Origin of the sequence: Bartonella sp. DB5-6 (assembly GCF_000278115.1) — a bacterium.
Lineage (GTDB): Bacteria > Pseudomonadota > Alphaproteobacteria > Rhizobiales > Rhizobiaceae > Bartonella > Bartonella refiksaydamii.
The window spans coordinates 1272-18105 of record NZ_JH725119.1 but is presented as its reverse complement, the minus strand read 5'-3'; the positions used below and the strand labels follow the sequence as shown (position 1 = coordinate 18105).

Sequence of the window (16834 nt, the reverse complement as noted above, 5' to 3'; positions counted from 1 at the left end):
ACTCACCATTTAACCCTTTGGTTAGGATCAAACAGGTCGTTTCTCTGGTAGACTTTGTTTGTCTGACCAAATTTGCTATCGGTAAATTTAGTGGGTTTCTCTTTTAACCAAAGCTTTTTTTCTTTAGCAGCAAGTTTGGTCAGTTCTTCCCTAGCCGCAAGTTTGGCAAGATCTCCTTGAGCTGCAAGTTCTAGAAGATTTTTCTTAGAAGCGAATTGGGCAAAATCTCTCCTCGCAATGAACTGAATCAGAGCCTTTTCACCAAGCTTTACACCTTCCTTGGCTAATCCAGCGCCTCCAACAAACAGCGATGCTACTTCAGTCAATAATTTTCCAAATTCAACACCAGCATTGAAAGATCCACTAGCACCTGCTCGCTCATATTCCGCCATCAAGTGATTAATACGGTCCACATAGGATTGCCCAAGGGTCGCGAATACTTTACCACTGGTGACAAAATCTTTGAGCGCTTTCAAAGTATCTATGGGATGGCGTGCTATTTGCACAAAGCCATCAACCGTATCGTATAATTCAGCAGGAACACCAGCAACCAAACCTGCCGCCAAGCTTATATTTTGCCCTGTACCAATCGCAGTCCACTTCGCAGACACTTCTGCTTCACATAAAAGGTCAGGACACTCCTTTAACTCTTTCTCCATCTGGGCTATTTGCGCACTGCTGAGGTAGTTACTCTCCGCGGCATTACCTGCAACATCGGCACCGGCATTAACATCACCACCAACAAACGCGGAAAAAAACTACCCAAAGAAAGCTTTGGTCTCATGTTTTACAAAGCATGCAACCAAGCGGGCATTAAAAAATCAGCATATGGTTTGAGAAAATTAGCAGCAACACGTGCTGCGAACTCAGGAGCAACAATCTCACAGCTCAAAGCAATTTTTGGATGGACAGACGACAACATGGCATCTCTTTATATAAAGAGTGCAGATCGTAAAAGATTAGCACTAGAAGCGATAAAAGCTCCAAAAAAGTTAGGGATTGAGGCAAAAAAAACATAATAAAATCAATAACCACTAAATCCCTTACTTTCAAAATAAGACATTGATTTAATTCTTCCTCATACCCCTCTTCCAAAATTATAAAAAAACATGTAAAAGATTTTTTAGTAGTAAGGTAAAGACCGTAGAGGCGTTACCTCAAATGAAATCTCATTAAAGAAAAGAAGAAAATTTATGCAATTGCGTAATATCGCCATCATTGCCCACGTTGATCATGGCAAAACAACACTCGTAGACGAGCTTCTTAAGCAATCAGGGAACTTTCGCGATAACCAGCGTACCAGTGAGCGTATGATGGATTCAAACGACATTGAAAAAGAACGCGGAATTACAATTCTAGCAAAAGTAACGTCCGTTGTTTGGCAAGATACCCGAATTAACATTGTTGATACACCGGGTCACGCCGATTTTGGTGGAGAAGTTGAACGTATTTTGCATATGGTCGATGGAGCAATTGTGCTTGTTGATGCAGCTGAAGGGCCTATGCCGCAAACAAAATTTGTCGTTGGTAAAGCTTTAAAAGTAGGATTACGCCCAATTGTTGCTATCAATAAGATTGACCGAGCTGATGCGCGTGCTGATGAAGTTATCAATGAAGTTTTTGACCTTTTTGCAGCTCTTGATGCAACCGATGAACAGCTTGATTTTCCCATTCTTTATGGATCAGGCCGTAATGGATGGATGGCTGAATCCCCTGAGGGGCCAAAAGATAAAGGACTAAGTCCTCTATTTGATCTTGTAATTCGCCATGTCCCTTCTCCTAGTGTAGCAGAGGGACCATTTCGTATGATCGGAACTATTCTTGAAGCAGATCCATTTTTGGGACGAATTATTACTGGACGTATTCATTCGGGCTCTATAAAATCTAATCAAAGTATCAAAGTTCTTGGACAAGATGGAAAACTTTTAGAAACTGGACGTATTTCAAAAATTTTGGCATTTCGTGGACTAGAACGGCAACCCATTGAAGAAAGTATTGCTGGTGATATTATAGCAATTGCAGGTCTACAGAAAGGTACTGTTGCTGATACTTTCTGTGATCCTGCTGTCAATGAACCTCTCACCGCTCAACCAATTGACCCTCCCACTGTTACCATGAGTTTTCTTGTCAATGATAGCCCCCTTGCAGGAACTGAAGGCGATAAAGTAACAAGTCGTGTAATTCGTGATCGTTTGGTAAAAGAAGCAGAAGGTAATGTAGCCCTTAAAATTGAAGAATCAGCCGATAAAGATTCTTTCTACGTTTCAGGACGAGGGGAATTGCAACTTGCAGTTCTCATTGAAAATATGCGCCGTGAAGGATTTGAACTTAGTGTTTCACGTCCACGTGTAGTTATGCAAAAGGATGAAAATGGAACAACTCTTGAACCAATCGAAGAAGTTGTTATAGATGTTGATGAGGAATATTCTGGAACTGTCGTGCAAAAAATGTCTGAACGTAAAGGTGAAATGGTTGAGCTGCGTCCTTCTGGAGGTAATCGTGTCCGCCTTGTCTTTTACGCACCAACGCGAGGTCTTATTGGCTACCAATCAGAGCTTTTGACGGATACACGTGGCACAGCAATTATGAATCGTCTCTTCCACGCCTATGAACCTTATAAAGGAGATATTAGTGGACGTGTGAATGGTGTTATGATCTCAAATGATAGCGGTGAATCTGTCGCTTATGCTCTTTTTAATCTCGAAGACCGTGGCCCCATGATCATTGATGCTGGCGTTAAAGTCTATCAAGGTATGATTATTGGTATACATTCACGTGATAATGACTTAGAAGTGAATGTTTTAAAAGGAAAAAAACTAACCAATATGCGTGCTTCTGGAAAAGATGAAGCCGTAAAACTAACCCCTCCACTTAAAATGACATTAGAACGCGCCCTATCGTGGATACAAGATGATGAACTAGTAGAAGTGACTCCTAAAAATATTCGTCTACGCAAACTCTATCTAGACCCCAATGAACGCAAACGTTTTGAAAAAACGCGTGTATCAACTTCAAGCTAATTTTGTGGCGCCCTCAATCGAGTATTTTATTGTACCTAACTTCATCACACTCCAGAAAGGATATTTACATGAATATTAAAGAAATCCCCGTTGGTAAAAATCCACCAGAAGATATCAATGTCATTGTAGAAGTCTCTCTTGGTGGTCAACCAATAAAATATGAAATGGACAAAAAATCGGAAGCGTTGTTTGTTGATCGTTTTCTTCATACATCAATGGTTTATCCTGGAAATTATGGTTTTATTCCACATACTCTTTCAGATGATGGTGATCCCATTGATGTTCTTATCTGTAATACCCGTCCACTTATTCCGGGTTGTGTTATTAACGTTCGCCCTATCGGTGCTCTAATTATGGAAGATGACGGTGGTAAAGACGAAAAAATTATTGCTGTCCCTACTCCAACATTAACAAAACGCTATATTAATATTCATGACTATACAGATCTTCCTGAAATTACACTAAAGCAAGTTGAGCATTTCTTCGAACATTACAAAGACCTTGAACCTGGAAAATGGGTCAAAATTGAAGGATGGCGTGATAAAAGTTTTGCACATGAACTAATTATGCAAGCTATTGAGCGCAATAAGGAAATATAATTCTTTCAAAAAATAAAGCCTATTTTAAATGGGCTTTTACTTTGAGGTATGTTCTTCTAAAGATTGCCATATTTGCTTTAGCTCTTCCAAGTATGTTGAAAAGTGAAGCTGTTTGTAGCGAGATGTTGTGCCACTTTTCAGAGAAATACAAGAAGATGGAATTTTCCATTGCTTCGCTAAAAACTTAATGAGGGCTTTATTTGCCTTTCCATCTTCAGGAACAGCACGAAGGCGTACAACCAAATATTGCTTTCCATTATTCCTGCTTTCAATCCCCATAATTCGATCAACAGAAGCTTTGGGAATGAGATATACAAATAAACTCAAACCATTCGTATCAAATTTATGAAACATTTTCATACGTCTCATACGAGATTTCTATAGATACATATTTGCATAAACGCGCCACATAAATGTACGAATAAAATAAATAATGATGAAAACTACAACAGGCGAAATATCAATTGCTCCGAGATTTGGCAAAATTTGCCGAATACGACTGAGAACTGGCTCCGTAAGGTGATATAGAAAGCTTCTTATCAAAACAACAAAGCGATTGCGCGCATTTATGATATTAAATACATAAAGCCAAGAAAAAATGACACTTGCGATTAAAATATCAATATAAATATTGAAAACGAAATCAATCACTTTAAACAATATATAAACCACGCTTTATCCCTTTTTCAATTAAAGAAACAAAAGATCGTATAATCGGAATAAAATAGCCATCCAAAACAGAAGCGACAACGAATAATCTGAGAATCTAAAAAACTCTGAATGTCCCTTATATAATAATCTTGTCATTTTAACTGTAAATATGCGACAAAAAAACGCTTAAATTAAAAACGGCCTTTAAAGGCCGCCTTTATTGTATTGTTAGATTATTTTTGCAAAGCGGTTAAACGGTTAAGAGCATTGCTAAAACCATTCAACTGAACGAACAAATCATTCAAAGGTGGTTCTCCTGGAGCAGCAATTGTCATAGCCAACTTCAAATGCTTTCCAGCACGTAAAGCCGCTACATGATTTTTGTCAAAAACTATTGGCACAATGCAACCAGCTGGTACACAAGTCCGAATACCGGTTTCAATAACAGCCTTCCCCTCATCAACTTGTAAACGAACAGGTTTAGAGACCAAAATGCCAAAAGGAACCGTTAAATTACCAGATACAACACCATCAGTATTGAGAATAACATTCATAGCCACAACGACACGGCCTTGATCATTCACCTCTTGACGGTGCATAAAACAGACTTTTTTTCCCTCTTGTATACCACAGTTAATGGTCCACAAGCCGTATGTTTCAGTTAAAGAAGAAGCACCATTTGGCAATGTAGCTGCTGCACCTTTTGTTTCAGCAGACTTTGAACTTGAAGCAAATGCTACAGAAGAAATACTCAAGAGAGTAAAAACTATAAGTAAATTAAATAACTTTTTCATCTTATATTCCAGTTTTTTACATAAAAGAAAAACACGTTTATTATCTTTTAGTGACTATACATAATATAAAGCATCTTAATAAAAAAAGAGCTTTCTATAGCTATATAGCTTTTATAATCGTTTAAGGCTACCTCGAAATTCATTGACCACTTTCATATAAACACGCTTTTTGAAAGAAATAACAATTGAAGGAAGGGTTTCCAGATCAACCCATTTCCACTGATCGAATTCCGCCTTATTACCATCTGGCGGGGGATTAATGACGATTTCAGAAAAATCTCCTGTAAACTGAAAAGCAAACCATTTTTGTATTTGTCCACGATATTTATTACTTAATGTACACCCAACAAGTTCCTGTGGAAAATCATAATGCAGCCAACTTTGTGCTTCTTTAATCAATTTTACAGATCGAATACCTGTTTCTTCATAAAGTTCACGGCATGCTGCTTCTAATGGCTCCTCGTTTTCATCGATTCCTCCTTGAGGGAGCTGCCAACGATGAGACATTTCAGTATCAGCACGAACGGACGTCATTAAACGGCGCCCAACCCAAACTTTACCAGCATGATTAAATACAACAATTCCAACACATTTCCGATAAGGAAGAGTTTTCAAATTAACCACCGCATCCATTCAATTGTCCACCAAAAACATAAGCTGCACACATCCTTTCTCACTTTAAAATATCCTTATTGGGATCCGGTGGAAATGCTGCATGTGCCATTTCACCGCGTAACAGCTTATAAGCCTCGCGTAATTGAACATCATCCTTAGGGTCTTGCGGAACAAAAGCAGCCGAGCCAGACCCTTTATTGTTTTCTCGCTTCCCTTTGATATGCCCTTTTAATGCAGATTCACCAATTTTTACATCATAGCCTTTATATTTTTCAGGTAGAGGCTGCTCTACAATAATATCAGGTGTAATCCCAGTTCCTTGAATTGAAGTACCAGACGGCGTGTAATAGAGTGCTGTTGTTAAGCGTAAAGCACCATTTTCACCCAAAGGAATGATCGTTTGAACAGATCCCTTACCAAAAGATTGCGTACCTAAAATTGTAGCACGACGATGATCTTGTAATGCACCTGCAACAATTTCAGAAGCACTTGCAGAACCACCATTAATGAGTACAATAAGGGGCTTTTCATTAATGATATCCCCTGGCTTGGCATCAAATCTTGTCACATCACTTTTTTTACGTCCGCGGGTCGATACAATCTCACCTTTATTGAGAAAAGCGCTCGAAACACTAACCGCTTGGTCTAAAAGACCACCAGGATTAAGTCGCAAATCAAGAACATACCCCTTCAACTTATCTTGAGGAATTTGAGACTGAATATCTTTAATTGCAGCCTGAAGATTGCCAAAAGTCTGCTCAGAAAATTGAATGAGTCTTAAATACCCAATATCACTCTCAACGCGATATTTCACTGCTTTTACTTTAATGATATCACGAACAACCTTAATTTCGAGCGGTTTATCAACACCAGAACGAATAATTGTCAATATAATTGGTGTTCCAGGAGCACCTCGCATCTTATTAACAGCTTCATTCAATGTTTGACCATTCGTCTGTATACCATCAATTTTTGAAATAAGATCCCCTGCTAAAATACCTGCCTTTGAAGCAGGTGTATCATCCATTGGAGAAACAACTTTAATCAAATTTTTCTCCATAGTCACTTCAATACCAAGCCCTCCGAATTCTCCTTTTGTAGAGTCCCGCATTTCCTTGGCTTCTTGCGCATTCATATAAGATGAGTGAGGATCAAGCGATGTGAGCATCCCATTGATAGCATTTTCAATAAGCTTTTTATCATCTGGAACCGTCACGTATTGCATACGTACTCGTTCAAAGATATCGCCAAATATGGCTAGCTCTTTATACGTATCACCTTCATTATTGGCAGCCACGGACTGCACCATAATCATTGAACTGGCGCCGAGCAATACCCCAGCGACTAAAAGAATAATTTTACGAATCATTTTGGTTCCTTCTTATTTTTCAGTCTGCCACCAAGGAGTTGGATTTACAGGCTTCCCCTGCTTTCTAAACTCAATGTAAAGCATTGGAGTCGTTTTGCCTATATCCAATGCAATACTGTTCGCAATAAATTGCATCCCCATCGTTCCAAGAGGTTCACCTGCAAGAACAAACTGTCCCTGAGTGACGTTGATTCTCGACATCCCGATAAGAACGATATGATAACCATTTCCAACATTAAGAATGATTAACTGTCCATAAGAACGAAATGGTCCAGCAAAAGCAACAAGAGCATCAGCAGGTGATATAACAACAGCCGCTGCTTCTGTTTCAATCATTTCACCAAAGCGTGTAATTTGCGAACTATTATTCATGTGTTGAATTCTTTTTCCCGAAACAGGAACAAGTAAAGAACCTTTTCGGCTTTCAAAATTGGCTTGCTCTAACAATTGTAAATTTTTCTGTACCTGTACTGAAACATCAGAACTAAGTTTTGATTGACGATCAAGCTCTAAAATCAATTCCTCCAAAGACTGAGCTTTTTTAGCGAGAATAATGTTTTTTTGTTGCTGCTCTGTAAGTTCTTCTTCTGATTTTTTTTGTAATTTGGCTTTTTCATCTAATAAAAGCTCTAAACGCTTTTGCTGCTCTGCTTGATTTTGCATTTTAGCCTTTAGTGCAGTATATTCCGTAGCAATTGAATGGCGCAAATGAGTCAATTCCTTGAGGATTTTTGTTAAAGCCTGTGTTTTTTCTTGCATTTGAGATACAGCAGCCCCTAATAAAACAGAACTACGAACAGAAGCTAACACGTCCTCAGTCCGCACCATAAGAGCAGGAGGAGGGTTCAACCCCATACGTTCTAAGAGTGCAAGAACTTCTGCAAATTCAGCGCGATGTCTTTTTAAACTTTGATAAACTTGTGCCTGTTTCCTTATCATTTTTTTAAGCTTTTGCTCCCTTTCAGCAATATCATTTGCTGCTACACGTTCTGCTTTAGCAGCTTTTATGAGTGCTTCACTTAAAGCACGTTGATCTTTTTTTAAACGCTCAACTTGACGTGTAAGAGAAGCAACACGCTCACGTGAGAGCGAAATATTTTGGCGAATTTCTGCCAACGCTTTACGTGCTGCTTCTACACTGCTTACTGTATCTTCAGCATGCAATACAGAAAAGCAAAAAAATATACTCAAGAACAGCACCACAAATATAACGCATTCCTCATATAAACATTGTCTTTTTTTATGAAGAAGCTTCTTCATTTGCCTAACCATTAAGCATCATCACATAAATTAGTGATGTTTTAAATGATGCCCGCTAAAACAATATTAACAAATACACAAATAAGTGCTAAAAATTGCACAAAAATGTTAAAAACGATGATACGGGTGATTGTTCGCAATTGTTACAACACGATAAAGCTGTTCTGTAAGAAGTATGCGCGCAATTTGATGCGGCCATGTCATAAAACCAAAAGACAAAAGAAAATCAGCACGATTTCTTATCTGTTCATTATGCCCATCAGGTCCTCCCAAAGCAATTATAAGATCACGAATACCTTCGTCACGATAAAACCTCAATTTTTTAGCAAAAGCAGATGATGAAATCGACTCTCCACGCTCATCCAACACAATTAATCGACACTTTTCAGGCAAAAACTCGATAAGCTTTCTTCCCTCTTCTTCCATGCGCTGACGTGCTGTTTGTGCACGGCTTTCTGATATCTCCTGTAGTTTTTTAAAATGAAATCCTACAGCTCCAGAACTTTTAGAAAAACGATCCAAATAATGATCAACCAATTTGTACTCTGCTCCTTTCTTCATGCGACCAACAGCAAAAATAGAAATTTGCATGCTAATGATCTCCCAAAAGAACCGATTTTATATTTTTTAACTCTGGTAAAAGCCACATTTTTTCTAAATTGTAAAAAAGACGAATTTCCGGACGAAAAAGATGAACAATAATATCACCTGTATCAATCAATACCCAATCACCTCCCGCTAGCCCTTCTACACTTGCAAAACCGTACCCATTTTCTTTCCAAGCGCATAACAAATGGTCAGCAACAGCAGATACATGACGTTGTGAATGTGCTGAAGCTATGACCATGTAATCAGCTAAGAACGATCTGTCATGAATATCAATGGAGATGATGTCTTCTGCCTTTGTATCCTCTAAACTTTTGAGAATAATTTTAAGAGCATCAGCAACAGAAAAGATTTTTTTGTCTGCCGAAGATGTCATACTGTAAGAGTGTTTTTGTGAAATGTTTTCCAGACCAATATCCTTTCTTATCATTTGGAACATAGAAAAAGGGAACCTCCTCCTAAAAAGGAGCAGAATCTTATAAAGTGTTCAAGAAAAATCATTCTCCTTTAAACGAAGACTCGTTGAAGACTGAAAAGATAAAGGTCCATGTAAATAAGTCCAAGCTGGTGGTTTCATAAAAGGTAACCGTATACTTTCTCTCTCGTCTAAACGAAAAGAACGGTAAACATGAGCCATAGGCGAAGTGAGTGCTGACATATGCACAAAAGGACGATCAATAATCGCAATAGGAAGCATAGATACAACATCATGCCATCGATACCAGCGATGAATTGATGCAAAACTATCCGCACCCATAACCCACACAAAACGCACCCCTCGGCAACGCGCAAGAATATGAGAAACCGTATCTACTGATGCTTTACTCCCTATAGTCTTTTCAAAACCCGTTACGCGAATATTCGGATGATCAATGAGTTCAACACTTAATCGCATTCTCTCTTCTAAAGATGGTAAATTTGTACAATCTTTTAAGGGATTTCTCGGTGTTACCATCCACCATAATTGGTCAAGACATAAACGTCGAATTGCAATTTTCGCCACAAGAAGATGCCCCGCATGCGGTGGATTAAAAGACCCACCAAAAAGACCCACAATATTGGATCTTTCAACATGTGGCATGCGATCTTTCCAAGGAAAAATTTGATTTTTCAATACCTAACCTGTCCGCTTCCTTTAACATGATACTGAAATGATGTCAACTGTTCAACACCTATGGGACCACGCGCATGCATTTTTCCTGTTGCAATACCAATTTCCGCCCCAAAACCAAACTCACCTCCATCAGCAAATTGTGTAGATGCGTTATGAAGCAAAATGGCCGAATCTAAACGATTAAAAAAGTCCTTTACCACCCTCATATCCTCAGCAATAATTGATTCCGTATGTCCCGATGAATAACGCTGAATGTGCGCAATAGCTCCCTCAATACCTTCTACTGTTTTAACAGAAAGAATTGCATCAAGATATTCGTATGACCAATCCTCTTCGGAGGCTAATTTGGCATCTGGCATAAGAAAAACAATATCCTCTGTTGCGCGAATTTCACATCCCTTCTCCTGTAAAGCAGTCAGAACAGGAAGAAACTTTCTTAATGCGTGGCGGTCAATGAGAACTGTCTCAACAGCACCACATATACCTGTCCGCCGCAATTTTGCATTTAAAACAATGTTACGAGCCATATCTAAATCTGCCGACTGATCAATATAAATATGACAGAGCCCCTCTAAATGCGCAAAAGTCGGAACACGTGCATCGGACTGAACGCGTGCAACAAGGCTTTTCCCACCACGGGGGATAATAACATCAATCATACCGTCCAGTCCCTTGAGCATTTCTCCAACAGCACCACGATCTGTCGTCTCAACCATTTGAATGGCATCTTTAGGGAAACCAGCTTCCTCCAATCCTCTTACTAATGCCGAATGAAGTGCATGGGAAGAATGAAAACTATCTGAACCACCACGCAAAATTGCAGCATTTCCTGCTTTCAAACATAAAACGCTTGCATCAATTGTAACATTTGGCCGACTCTCATAAATAATGCCAATCACACCAAGAGGTGTACGGACACGACTAATATGGAGCCCATTTGGACGTATCCACTCACTCATAACTTGTCCAACAGGATCAGGTAAATAAGCAATTTGGCGAACACTGTCTATGATTGCACGCAAACGCAACTCATCTAACTTGAGCCTATCAACCATTGATGCCTTCAAATTATTCCGAGCAGCATTCGTTAAATCTTGACGATTAGCCCGTAAGATTTCAGCTGACTGAACCTCTAGATTTAAAGCTATCATTTCTAATGCTCTGTTCTTTTGTTCAGAAGACATAACCGCCAATGTAGTGGCAGCATGGCGTGCTTTTTGCCCCATGCTCTTCATTTGTTCTTCTAAAGCCATAGTATTGTCCACTCTACTAAAACAATAAATAAGTAAAAGATAACTTTTTTAAGCAGAATCGGTCAAGCAGCGTAAAACCATATCATTACGATGCACCATAGCAGAGCGTGCCTCATATCCAAGGATAGTTTCAATTTCTTCGCTTTTACACCCCATAATGCGTACAGCTTCATCCTTGCCATAATTCACAAGTCCACGAGCGATTTCAATTCCATTTGCATCAACAATTGCAACCGTATCTCCACGATGAAATCTCCCTTCAACCGCAACAACTCCTGCAGCTAATAATGATTTTCCAGCTTCAAGTGCTTTAACCGCTCCCTGATCAATTGTCAAAATGCCTGACGGATCTAAATGACCAGAAATCCATGTTTTCCAAGCATTAACGGGCTTTTCACTGGCAACAAAAAAACTTCTACGCTCTCCTCTATCAATTGCTGCAAGAGGATTCATACGTTTACCTGAAGTAATAACCATCGCCGTTCCAGCAGAATTTGCTATTTTCCCAGCATCAAGCTTGGTTTTCATTCCTCCACGAGAAAACTCTGAAGCAGCAACATCAGCCATTTTTTCTATATCACTCGTGATTGATGCAATAAAGGGTATAAATTCAGCTGTCGGATCATGACGAGGAGATTTCGTATACAGACCATCAATATCTGATAAAAGTATTAAAAGATCTGAACTCATCATCGTCGCTACACGTGCCGCTAAACGATCATTATCACCATAGCGAATTTCGCTTGTTGCAACAGTATCATTTTCATTGATAACAGGCACCGCTCCAAAACGTAAAAGCACATTAATCGTAGCACGTACATTAAGATAACGTCGTCGCTCTTCTGTATCGAAGAGAGTGAGCAAAATTTGCCCTGTTTTTAATCCATATTGAGCAAGCGCATCTCTATATGTTTTTGCTAATTCAATTTGCCCTAAAGCAGCACATGCTTGACTTTCTTCTAATTTCAAAGCTCTCTTAGGAGAGAGCAGCAATGTCCTTCCCAAAGCAATAGCACCTGAAGATACTAATAAAACCTCCACACCTTTTTGGCGCAACTTAGCAACATCACTTATCAAACTTTTAAGCCATTCAGCGCGTAAACCTGTCTGAGGATCAACCAAGAGTGCAGATCCAACTTTAACTACAATACGTTTATAATGTGCAAGCTTTTGCAATCTAACTGTCATCTTAATCAACCTTGATATCGTTGCCAGCATCCTCTTTACGTGCCATTTCAATAATATGTGCCCCAGCACGTAGCACATTTTCTAAACCTTCACGACTGACCGCAGAAAACATCATTACAGATTTATCCGTTACTCTTTGCAAAAGTTCTTGTTTGGCTTTACGCTCTTCAATAGTAAGAGTATCTATCTGACTCAAAGCTACAATTTCAGTTTTATCACTCAAATTGTTTCCGTATGCTTCTAATTCATTACGCACAACTTGGTATGCTTTTGCCACATCTTCTTCTCGAGCAGAGATCAAATGAAACAAAACACGACAACGTTCTACATGTCCTAAAAAACGGTCCCCAATCCCCACACCTTCATGTGCTCCTTCAATTAAACCAGGAATATCAGCCAAAACAAATTCACGGGCATCAATGCGTGCAACACCAAGATGAGGATGAAGAGTAGTAAAAGGATAATCTGCAACTTTTGGTTTTGCAGCCGTTACTGACGCTAAAAAAGTTGACTTTCCAGCATTTGGCAAACCAATAAGCCCCGCATCAGCAATTAACTTCAAACGAAGCCACAATGTTCGCTCTTCTCCAGCTAAACCGGGATTTGCACGGCGAGGTGCCCGATTCGTAGACGTTGTAAAATGAAGATTTCCAAAACCGCCATTTCCTCCTTTTGCAAGACGATAACGCTGTCCAACCTTCGTTAAATCACAGATTAACGTCGCATTATCTTCTTCAAAAATTTGCGTCCCAACCGGTACTTTAAGGATGACATCATCACCCTTTTCACCCGTCATATTACGCCCCTTACCATGCCCCCCTGTTTTTGCTCTAAAATGCTGCTGATAACGATAATCGATCAGCGTATTGAGTCCATCAATAACAAGCACCCAAACATCACCACCACGCCCTCCATTTCCCCCATCAGGTCCTCCAAATTCAACGAATTTTTCACGACGAAATGATACTGCCCCTGCACCTCCATTACCAGAACGAATGTAAACTTTAGCTTGATCAAGAAATTTCATTAGAAACGCTCACTGAGGAATCAATCCTTACCTCTACAGGCAATGCAATAATTTTACCAGTTTTTCATTATTTACAAAAGAAAAACTACAAATAATATCACTGACAACTGTTTGAGAATATCCTTACATTTAAATATGTCAGTAAGCTTAAGCCTTCGGAAAAAAGAAACTATCGTTATCCTTTTGTTTTTCCCTTAAATTCCAGTGCCAAAAGATACAGCTCTACTGATTCTGCTCGACTTGAGGGAGGTTTAACGTGATAAACTGTTTTGAAATTCTGTTTCAATGTCGTGAGCAGGGTGTTTTCTGTCCCACCTTGAAAAGCTTTTGCTAAAAAATGCCCTCTAGGTTTGAGGACTGAAAGAGCAAAATCAGCAGCAACTTCACATAAATGAACCGTCCTTAAATGATCTGTCCGGCGATGTCCTGTTGTTGGGGCAGCCATATCAGACAGTACTACATCCGGCTTCACCCCTAAAGCATCAATTAATTTCTGTGGCGCATCTGCATGCAAAAAATCTATTTCCAGCGTCACAACCCCAGGCAACGGATCAACAGGCAAATAATCAATGCCAACCACGCTAGGCTTTTCATTACTTGATCCTACTAGACGCCCAGCCACCTGACACCATCCCCCAGGCGCCGCTCCCAAATCAATAACCTTTTGACCTTTTTTGAGAAATTTATAGCGCTCATTAATTTCGATCAGTTTATAGGCAGCACGCGAACGATAACCATCTATTTTCGACTGATGGACATATGGATCATTCAAATGCCTCTCTAACCATCGCCGTGATGATGCCTTAATAGTTCCTGCCTTTTTCTTCACGCGTTGGTATAATTCATGCGATCCTGAACCACCATATCCACCCGTCGATGTTTTTGTCGTTTTTTTCATAGTTGTTCATTATCTCCATATTCCGATAACTGCTAACGCTTGATATCTCTTTCTTTCCTATGACGATACCATACACCATCGCGCAACATCAGCTCTATCAAAATTTCTTCTCTCAATCCATGATCAGCAACTTTTAATCGTTTACTTGGCCAAACTTCTCGAATAACATCTAGAATTACACATCCTGCTAACACTAAATCTGCTCTTCATCGCCCAATACAAGGATTGCTTACTCGTTTTTTTATGTCCCATGACAATAAACGTTTCATCATAAGAGTAATATTTGCATCATTCATCCAAATGCCATCAATGCCTCTTCGATCATAACGCTCTAAATTAAGGTACATTCCTGCTAAAGTCGTAATCGTGCCAGAGGTTCCCAAAAGATGGAATTTTGAACTTTACGCTAAAGCTCCTAATTTATATCGGTCTGAAAAGTTATTTAAAAAACCTCGCACGTAATTTTTATTTTTTCAAAATCGTCTAAACTAACATTATTTCTTCCAAAACGTTCAGCAAGCGTAACAACACCAATAGTGAAGAGAAGTCTAAGCCATAATCTGTTCAGTTAAACGAAAAGAACACTTTTGTGAAACATCAAGAAGAACAATTTCCGATGCCCCTCCTCCAATATCAAAAAACACAATTGCATCAGTATACGGCTCAACAAGCGTGCAATAGATTGATTTATAATGATAATTCACTGTTTTGTATGTTGAATGAGAGTCTCGAATATCGTAAGATTCTCTCATTTCAAATCTCTTTATCTTGAATCAATCAAAATCACTTGCTTGCACGTCACAAGCGGGGCTGGCGTGTGGGTAAAAACTATAGCAGAAAGGAGTAAAAATGGTTCTTATGAATCGGCTGAATGCAAGGGCTGTCGCAACATTGGGAGCTGGCAAATATAATGATGGTGCCAGCTTGCTCCTTCATAAACGAAAGATAGAGGTGCTCAATGACTTTATCGTTATACCATTCATGGTCGGCGTCGCGAAATGGGCTTGGGTGCGTTGCGAAACGTTTCTTTAAAAAAAGCTCGTGAATTGGCAAACCAATGGCGTTCTATTTTGCACGAGGGTCGTGACCCCATTAAAGAACGCAATAAACAAAAGTGTGAGGCAATGCGTAATCTCCATTATTTAAAAGACATTGCTTTAGATGCTTTTGAAAGTCGTAAAGCTGAATTAAAAGATGATGGTAAAGATGGACATTGGTTTTTACCATTACGCCTTCATATTTTGCCCAAATTAGGTTGTCTGCCCGTTTCAGAGATTACCCAAACAAAGATACACAACACACTTGCTCCCATTTGGCATACAAAAGCTGGAACAGCTCGAACAGCGTTGATGCGTCTTAATCTTTGTCTTAAACATGCTGCTGACTTAGGATTGGATGTTGATTTACAGGCAACAGAAAAAGCACAAGCTCTCTCAGGCAAACAACGCCATAAGATCACGAACAGACCAGCTATGGATTGGAGAGATGTTCCTGCCTTTTATCAGTTCCTCTGTAAAACACAAAACATAACACATCTGGCTTTGCGTTTGCTTATTCTTACAGCTGTTCGTTCTAACCCTTTACGTCATATTCGTGAAGATCAGATTGATAAGAATATCTGGACAATTCCTGCTGAAAATATGAAAGGAAGGCGTGTTGCTACAACAGAGTTTCACGTGCCTCTATCATCAGAGGCATTAGAAATTTTAAAATAAGCGCGCTCGCTTTCTCGCAATGATTTCTTTTTTTCTGCAACTGGTCGCGGTCCCCTTGCTGAACGCTGTATGTCACAATATATGCAACGTACTGGTCTTGAAGCTTTCCCCCATGGTTTTCGCTCTAGTTTACGCAATTTGGCTCGCTGAAACAACCGATGCCCCTTATGAGGTTGCTGAAACCATTCTAAGTCATACGGTCGAGGGGCAAGTAGAACGTGCCTATCGTCGTACTGATTATCTAGAACAGCGCCGTATCTATATGGATAAATGGGCGGCTTATGTCACGGGGCAATCTTAACAGATGGGGTGCATAACCCCATCATCTGTGGATAACTTTCTCTCTCTGTTCTCTCATATCATCTCAATAAGATTCATCACGCATCACATCAGAAAAACTATGATAAAATATTGTTTTATATAAATAAAATACCTTCAAAAATCATCCAAAATATGGTTAATAAATGCTTATGATTTGTTTTCATTTTTTGAGACTGAAAGGATTTTAGTATGACAGAAAATGATATTCTTTTAACAGACCGTGAAAGTGCAAAATTGCTTCATATGAGTGTTTCGACATTCCGCCGTCATGTGACCAATGGATCTTTGCCAAAACCTTTAAAGTTTGGTTTTTTATCGCGTTGGTTACAATGGGATCTTATCAATGTCATCGAGCAAGCGAAAGAGAAACGTTATAACGACGCGGCATAAAAAGAAAACCTTGT

General features: G+C 39.3%; 16 protein-coding genes and 4 pseudogenes. 5 read left to right on the top strand and 15 right to left on the bottom strand.

Annotated features, from left to right (window positions below; all coding sequences use genetic code 11):
* Positions 1 to 2: 2 nt before the first annotated feature.
* Positions 3 to 659, bottom strand: coding sequence for a hypothetical protein (locus tag MCO_RS11230; RefSeq protein ID WP_007553239.1), 657 nt, complete (start codon positions 657 to 659; stop codon positions 3 to 5).
* Positions 660 to 743: 84 nt separating this feature from the next.
* Here MCO_RS11230 and MCO_RS05930 point away from each other — a divergent pair.
* From MCO_RS05930 to ppa, 3 genes and pseudogenes are all read left to right on the top strand, one after another.
* Positions 744 to 1019 (top strand): annotated as a pseudogene (locus MCO_RS05930) (tyrosine-type recombinase/integrase); the annotation flags it as partial.
* Positions 1020 to 1193: 174 nt separating this feature from the next.
* The gene (typA, locus tag MCO_RS05925; protein ID WP_007553237.1) at positions 1194 to 3020 is read left to right on the top strand and encodes a translational GTPase TypA; all 1827 of its coding nucleotides are present in this window, start codon (positions 1194 to 1196) and stop codon (positions 3018 to 3020) included.
* A 68-nt stretch (positions 3021 to 3088) separates the two neighbouring features.
* The gene (gene ppa / locus MCO_RS05920) at positions 3089 to 3619 is read left to right on the top strand and encodes an inorganic diphosphatase (protein ID WP_007553236.1); all 531 of its coding nucleotides are present in this window, start codon (positions 3089 to 3091) and stop codon (positions 3617 to 3619) included.
* Between the two features lie 36 nt (positions 3620 to 3655).
* Here ppa and MCO_RS05915 read toward each other — a convergent pair whose 3' ends face one another.
* The 14 genes and pseudogenes from MCO_RS05915 to MCO_RS10185 form a co-directional block, all read right to left on the bottom strand.
* The gene (locus MCO_RS05915; protein ID WP_007553235.1) at positions 3656 to 3973 is read right to left on the bottom strand and encodes a DUF167 domain-containing protein; all 318 of its coding nucleotides are present in this window, start codon (positions 3971 to 3973) and stop codon (positions 3656 to 3658) included.
* A 24-nt stretch (positions 3974 to 3997) separates the two neighbouring features.
* Complete coding sequence (locus tag MCO_RS05910) at positions 3998 to 4291, bottom strand: YggT family protein (protein WP_007553234.1); 294 nt, start codon at positions 4289 to 4291, stop codon at positions 3998 to 4000.
* Between the two features lie 212 nt (positions 4292 to 4503).
* Positions 4504 to 5064 carry an invasion associated locus B family protein gene (locus MCO_RS05905; protein ID WP_007553233.1) on the bottom strand — a complete coding sequence of 187 codons (561 nt, stop codon included), beginning with the start codon at positions 5062 to 5064 and terminating at the stop codon, positions 4504 to 4506.
* 111 nt (positions 5065 to 5175) lie between these two features.
* Positions 5176 to 5697 (bottom strand): RNA pyrophosphohydrolase, encoded by a 522-nt coding sequence (locus MCO_RS05900; protein WP_007553232.1) that lies wholly within the window; start codon positions 5695 to 5697, stop codon positions 5176 to 5178.
* Positions 5698 to 5737: 40 nt separating this feature from the next.
* Entirely contained in the window at positions 5738 to 7048 is a 1311-nt protein-coding gene (locus MCO_RS05895; protein WP_007553231.1) for a S41 family peptidase, read from the bottom strand.
* Positions 7038 to 8320, bottom strand: a pseudogene (locus tag MCO_RS05890) (murein hydrolase activator EnvC). The gene MCO_RS05895 and the pseudogene MCO_RS05890 overlap by 11 nt, the downstream one beginning before the upstream one ends.
* A 96-nt stretch (positions 8321 to 8416) precedes the next feature.
* A complete protein-coding gene (rlmH, locus tag MCO_RS05885; protein ID WP_007553229.1) occupies positions 8417 to 8899 on the bottom strand; it encodes a 23S rRNA (pseudouridine(1915)-N(3))-methyltransferase RlmH in 483 nt (160 codons plus the stop codon).
* A 1-nt stretch (position 8900) separates the two neighbouring features.
* The gene (gene rsfS / locus MCO_RS05880; protein WP_040298996.1) at positions 8901 to 9344 is read right to left on the bottom strand and encodes a ribosome silencing factor; all 444 of its coding nucleotides are present in this window, start codon (positions 9342 to 9344) and stop codon (positions 8901 to 8903) included.
* Positions 9345 to 9401: 57 nt separating this feature from the next.
* Positions 9402 to 9995 carry a nicotinate-nucleotide adenylyltransferase gene (locus MCO_RS05875; protein ID WP_007553227.1) on the bottom strand — a complete coding sequence of 198 codons (594 nt, stop codon included), beginning with the start codon at positions 9993 to 9995 and terminating at the stop codon, positions 9402 to 9404.
* Between the two features lie 29 nt (positions 9996 to 10024).
* Positions 10025 to 11281, bottom strand: coding sequence for a glutamate-5-semialdehyde dehydrogenase (locus tag MCO_RS05870; protein WP_007553226.1), 1257 nt, complete (start codon positions 11279 to 11281; stop codon positions 10025 to 10027).
* 48 nt (positions 11282 to 11329) lie between these two features.
* Entirely contained in the window at positions 11330 to 12469 is a 1140-nt protein-coding gene (proB, locus tag MCO_RS05865) for a glutamate 5-kinase (protein WP_007553225.1), read from the bottom strand.
* A 1-nt stretch (position 12470) separates the two neighbouring features.
* Positions 12471 to 13496, bottom strand: coding sequence for a GTPase ObgE (gene obgE, locus MCO_RS05860; protein WP_007553224.1), 1026 nt, complete (start codon positions 13494 to 13496; stop codon positions 12471 to 12473).
* A 175-nt stretch (positions 13497 to 13671) separates the two neighbouring features.
* Complete coding sequence (locus MCO_RS05855) at positions 13672 to 14394, bottom strand: RlmE family RNA methyltransferase (RefSeq protein ID WP_007553223.1); 723 nt, start codon at positions 14392 to 14394, stop codon at positions 13672 to 13674.
* A 32-nt stretch (positions 14395 to 14426) separates the two neighbouring features.
* Positions 14427 to 15068: pseudogene (locus MCO_RS10185) on the bottom strand (Ppx/GppA phosphatase family protein); the annotation flags it as partial.
* A 175-nt stretch (positions 15069 to 15243) separates the two neighbouring features.
* On the opposite strand from MCO_RS10185, the pseudogene MCO_RS11225 reads away from it, so the two are divergent.
* Both MCO_RS11225 and MCO_RS05830 read left to right on the top strand, forming a co-directional pair.
* Positions 15244 to 16410, top strand: a pseudogene (locus MCO_RS11225) (tyrosine-type recombinase/integrase).
* 209 nt (positions 16411 to 16619) lie between these two features.
* A complete protein-coding gene (locus MCO_RS05830) occupies positions 16620 to 16820 on the top strand; it encodes an AlpA family transcriptional regulator (protein WP_007553217.1) in 201 nt (66 codons plus the stop codon).
* Positions 16821 to 16834: the final 14 nt, after the last annotated feature.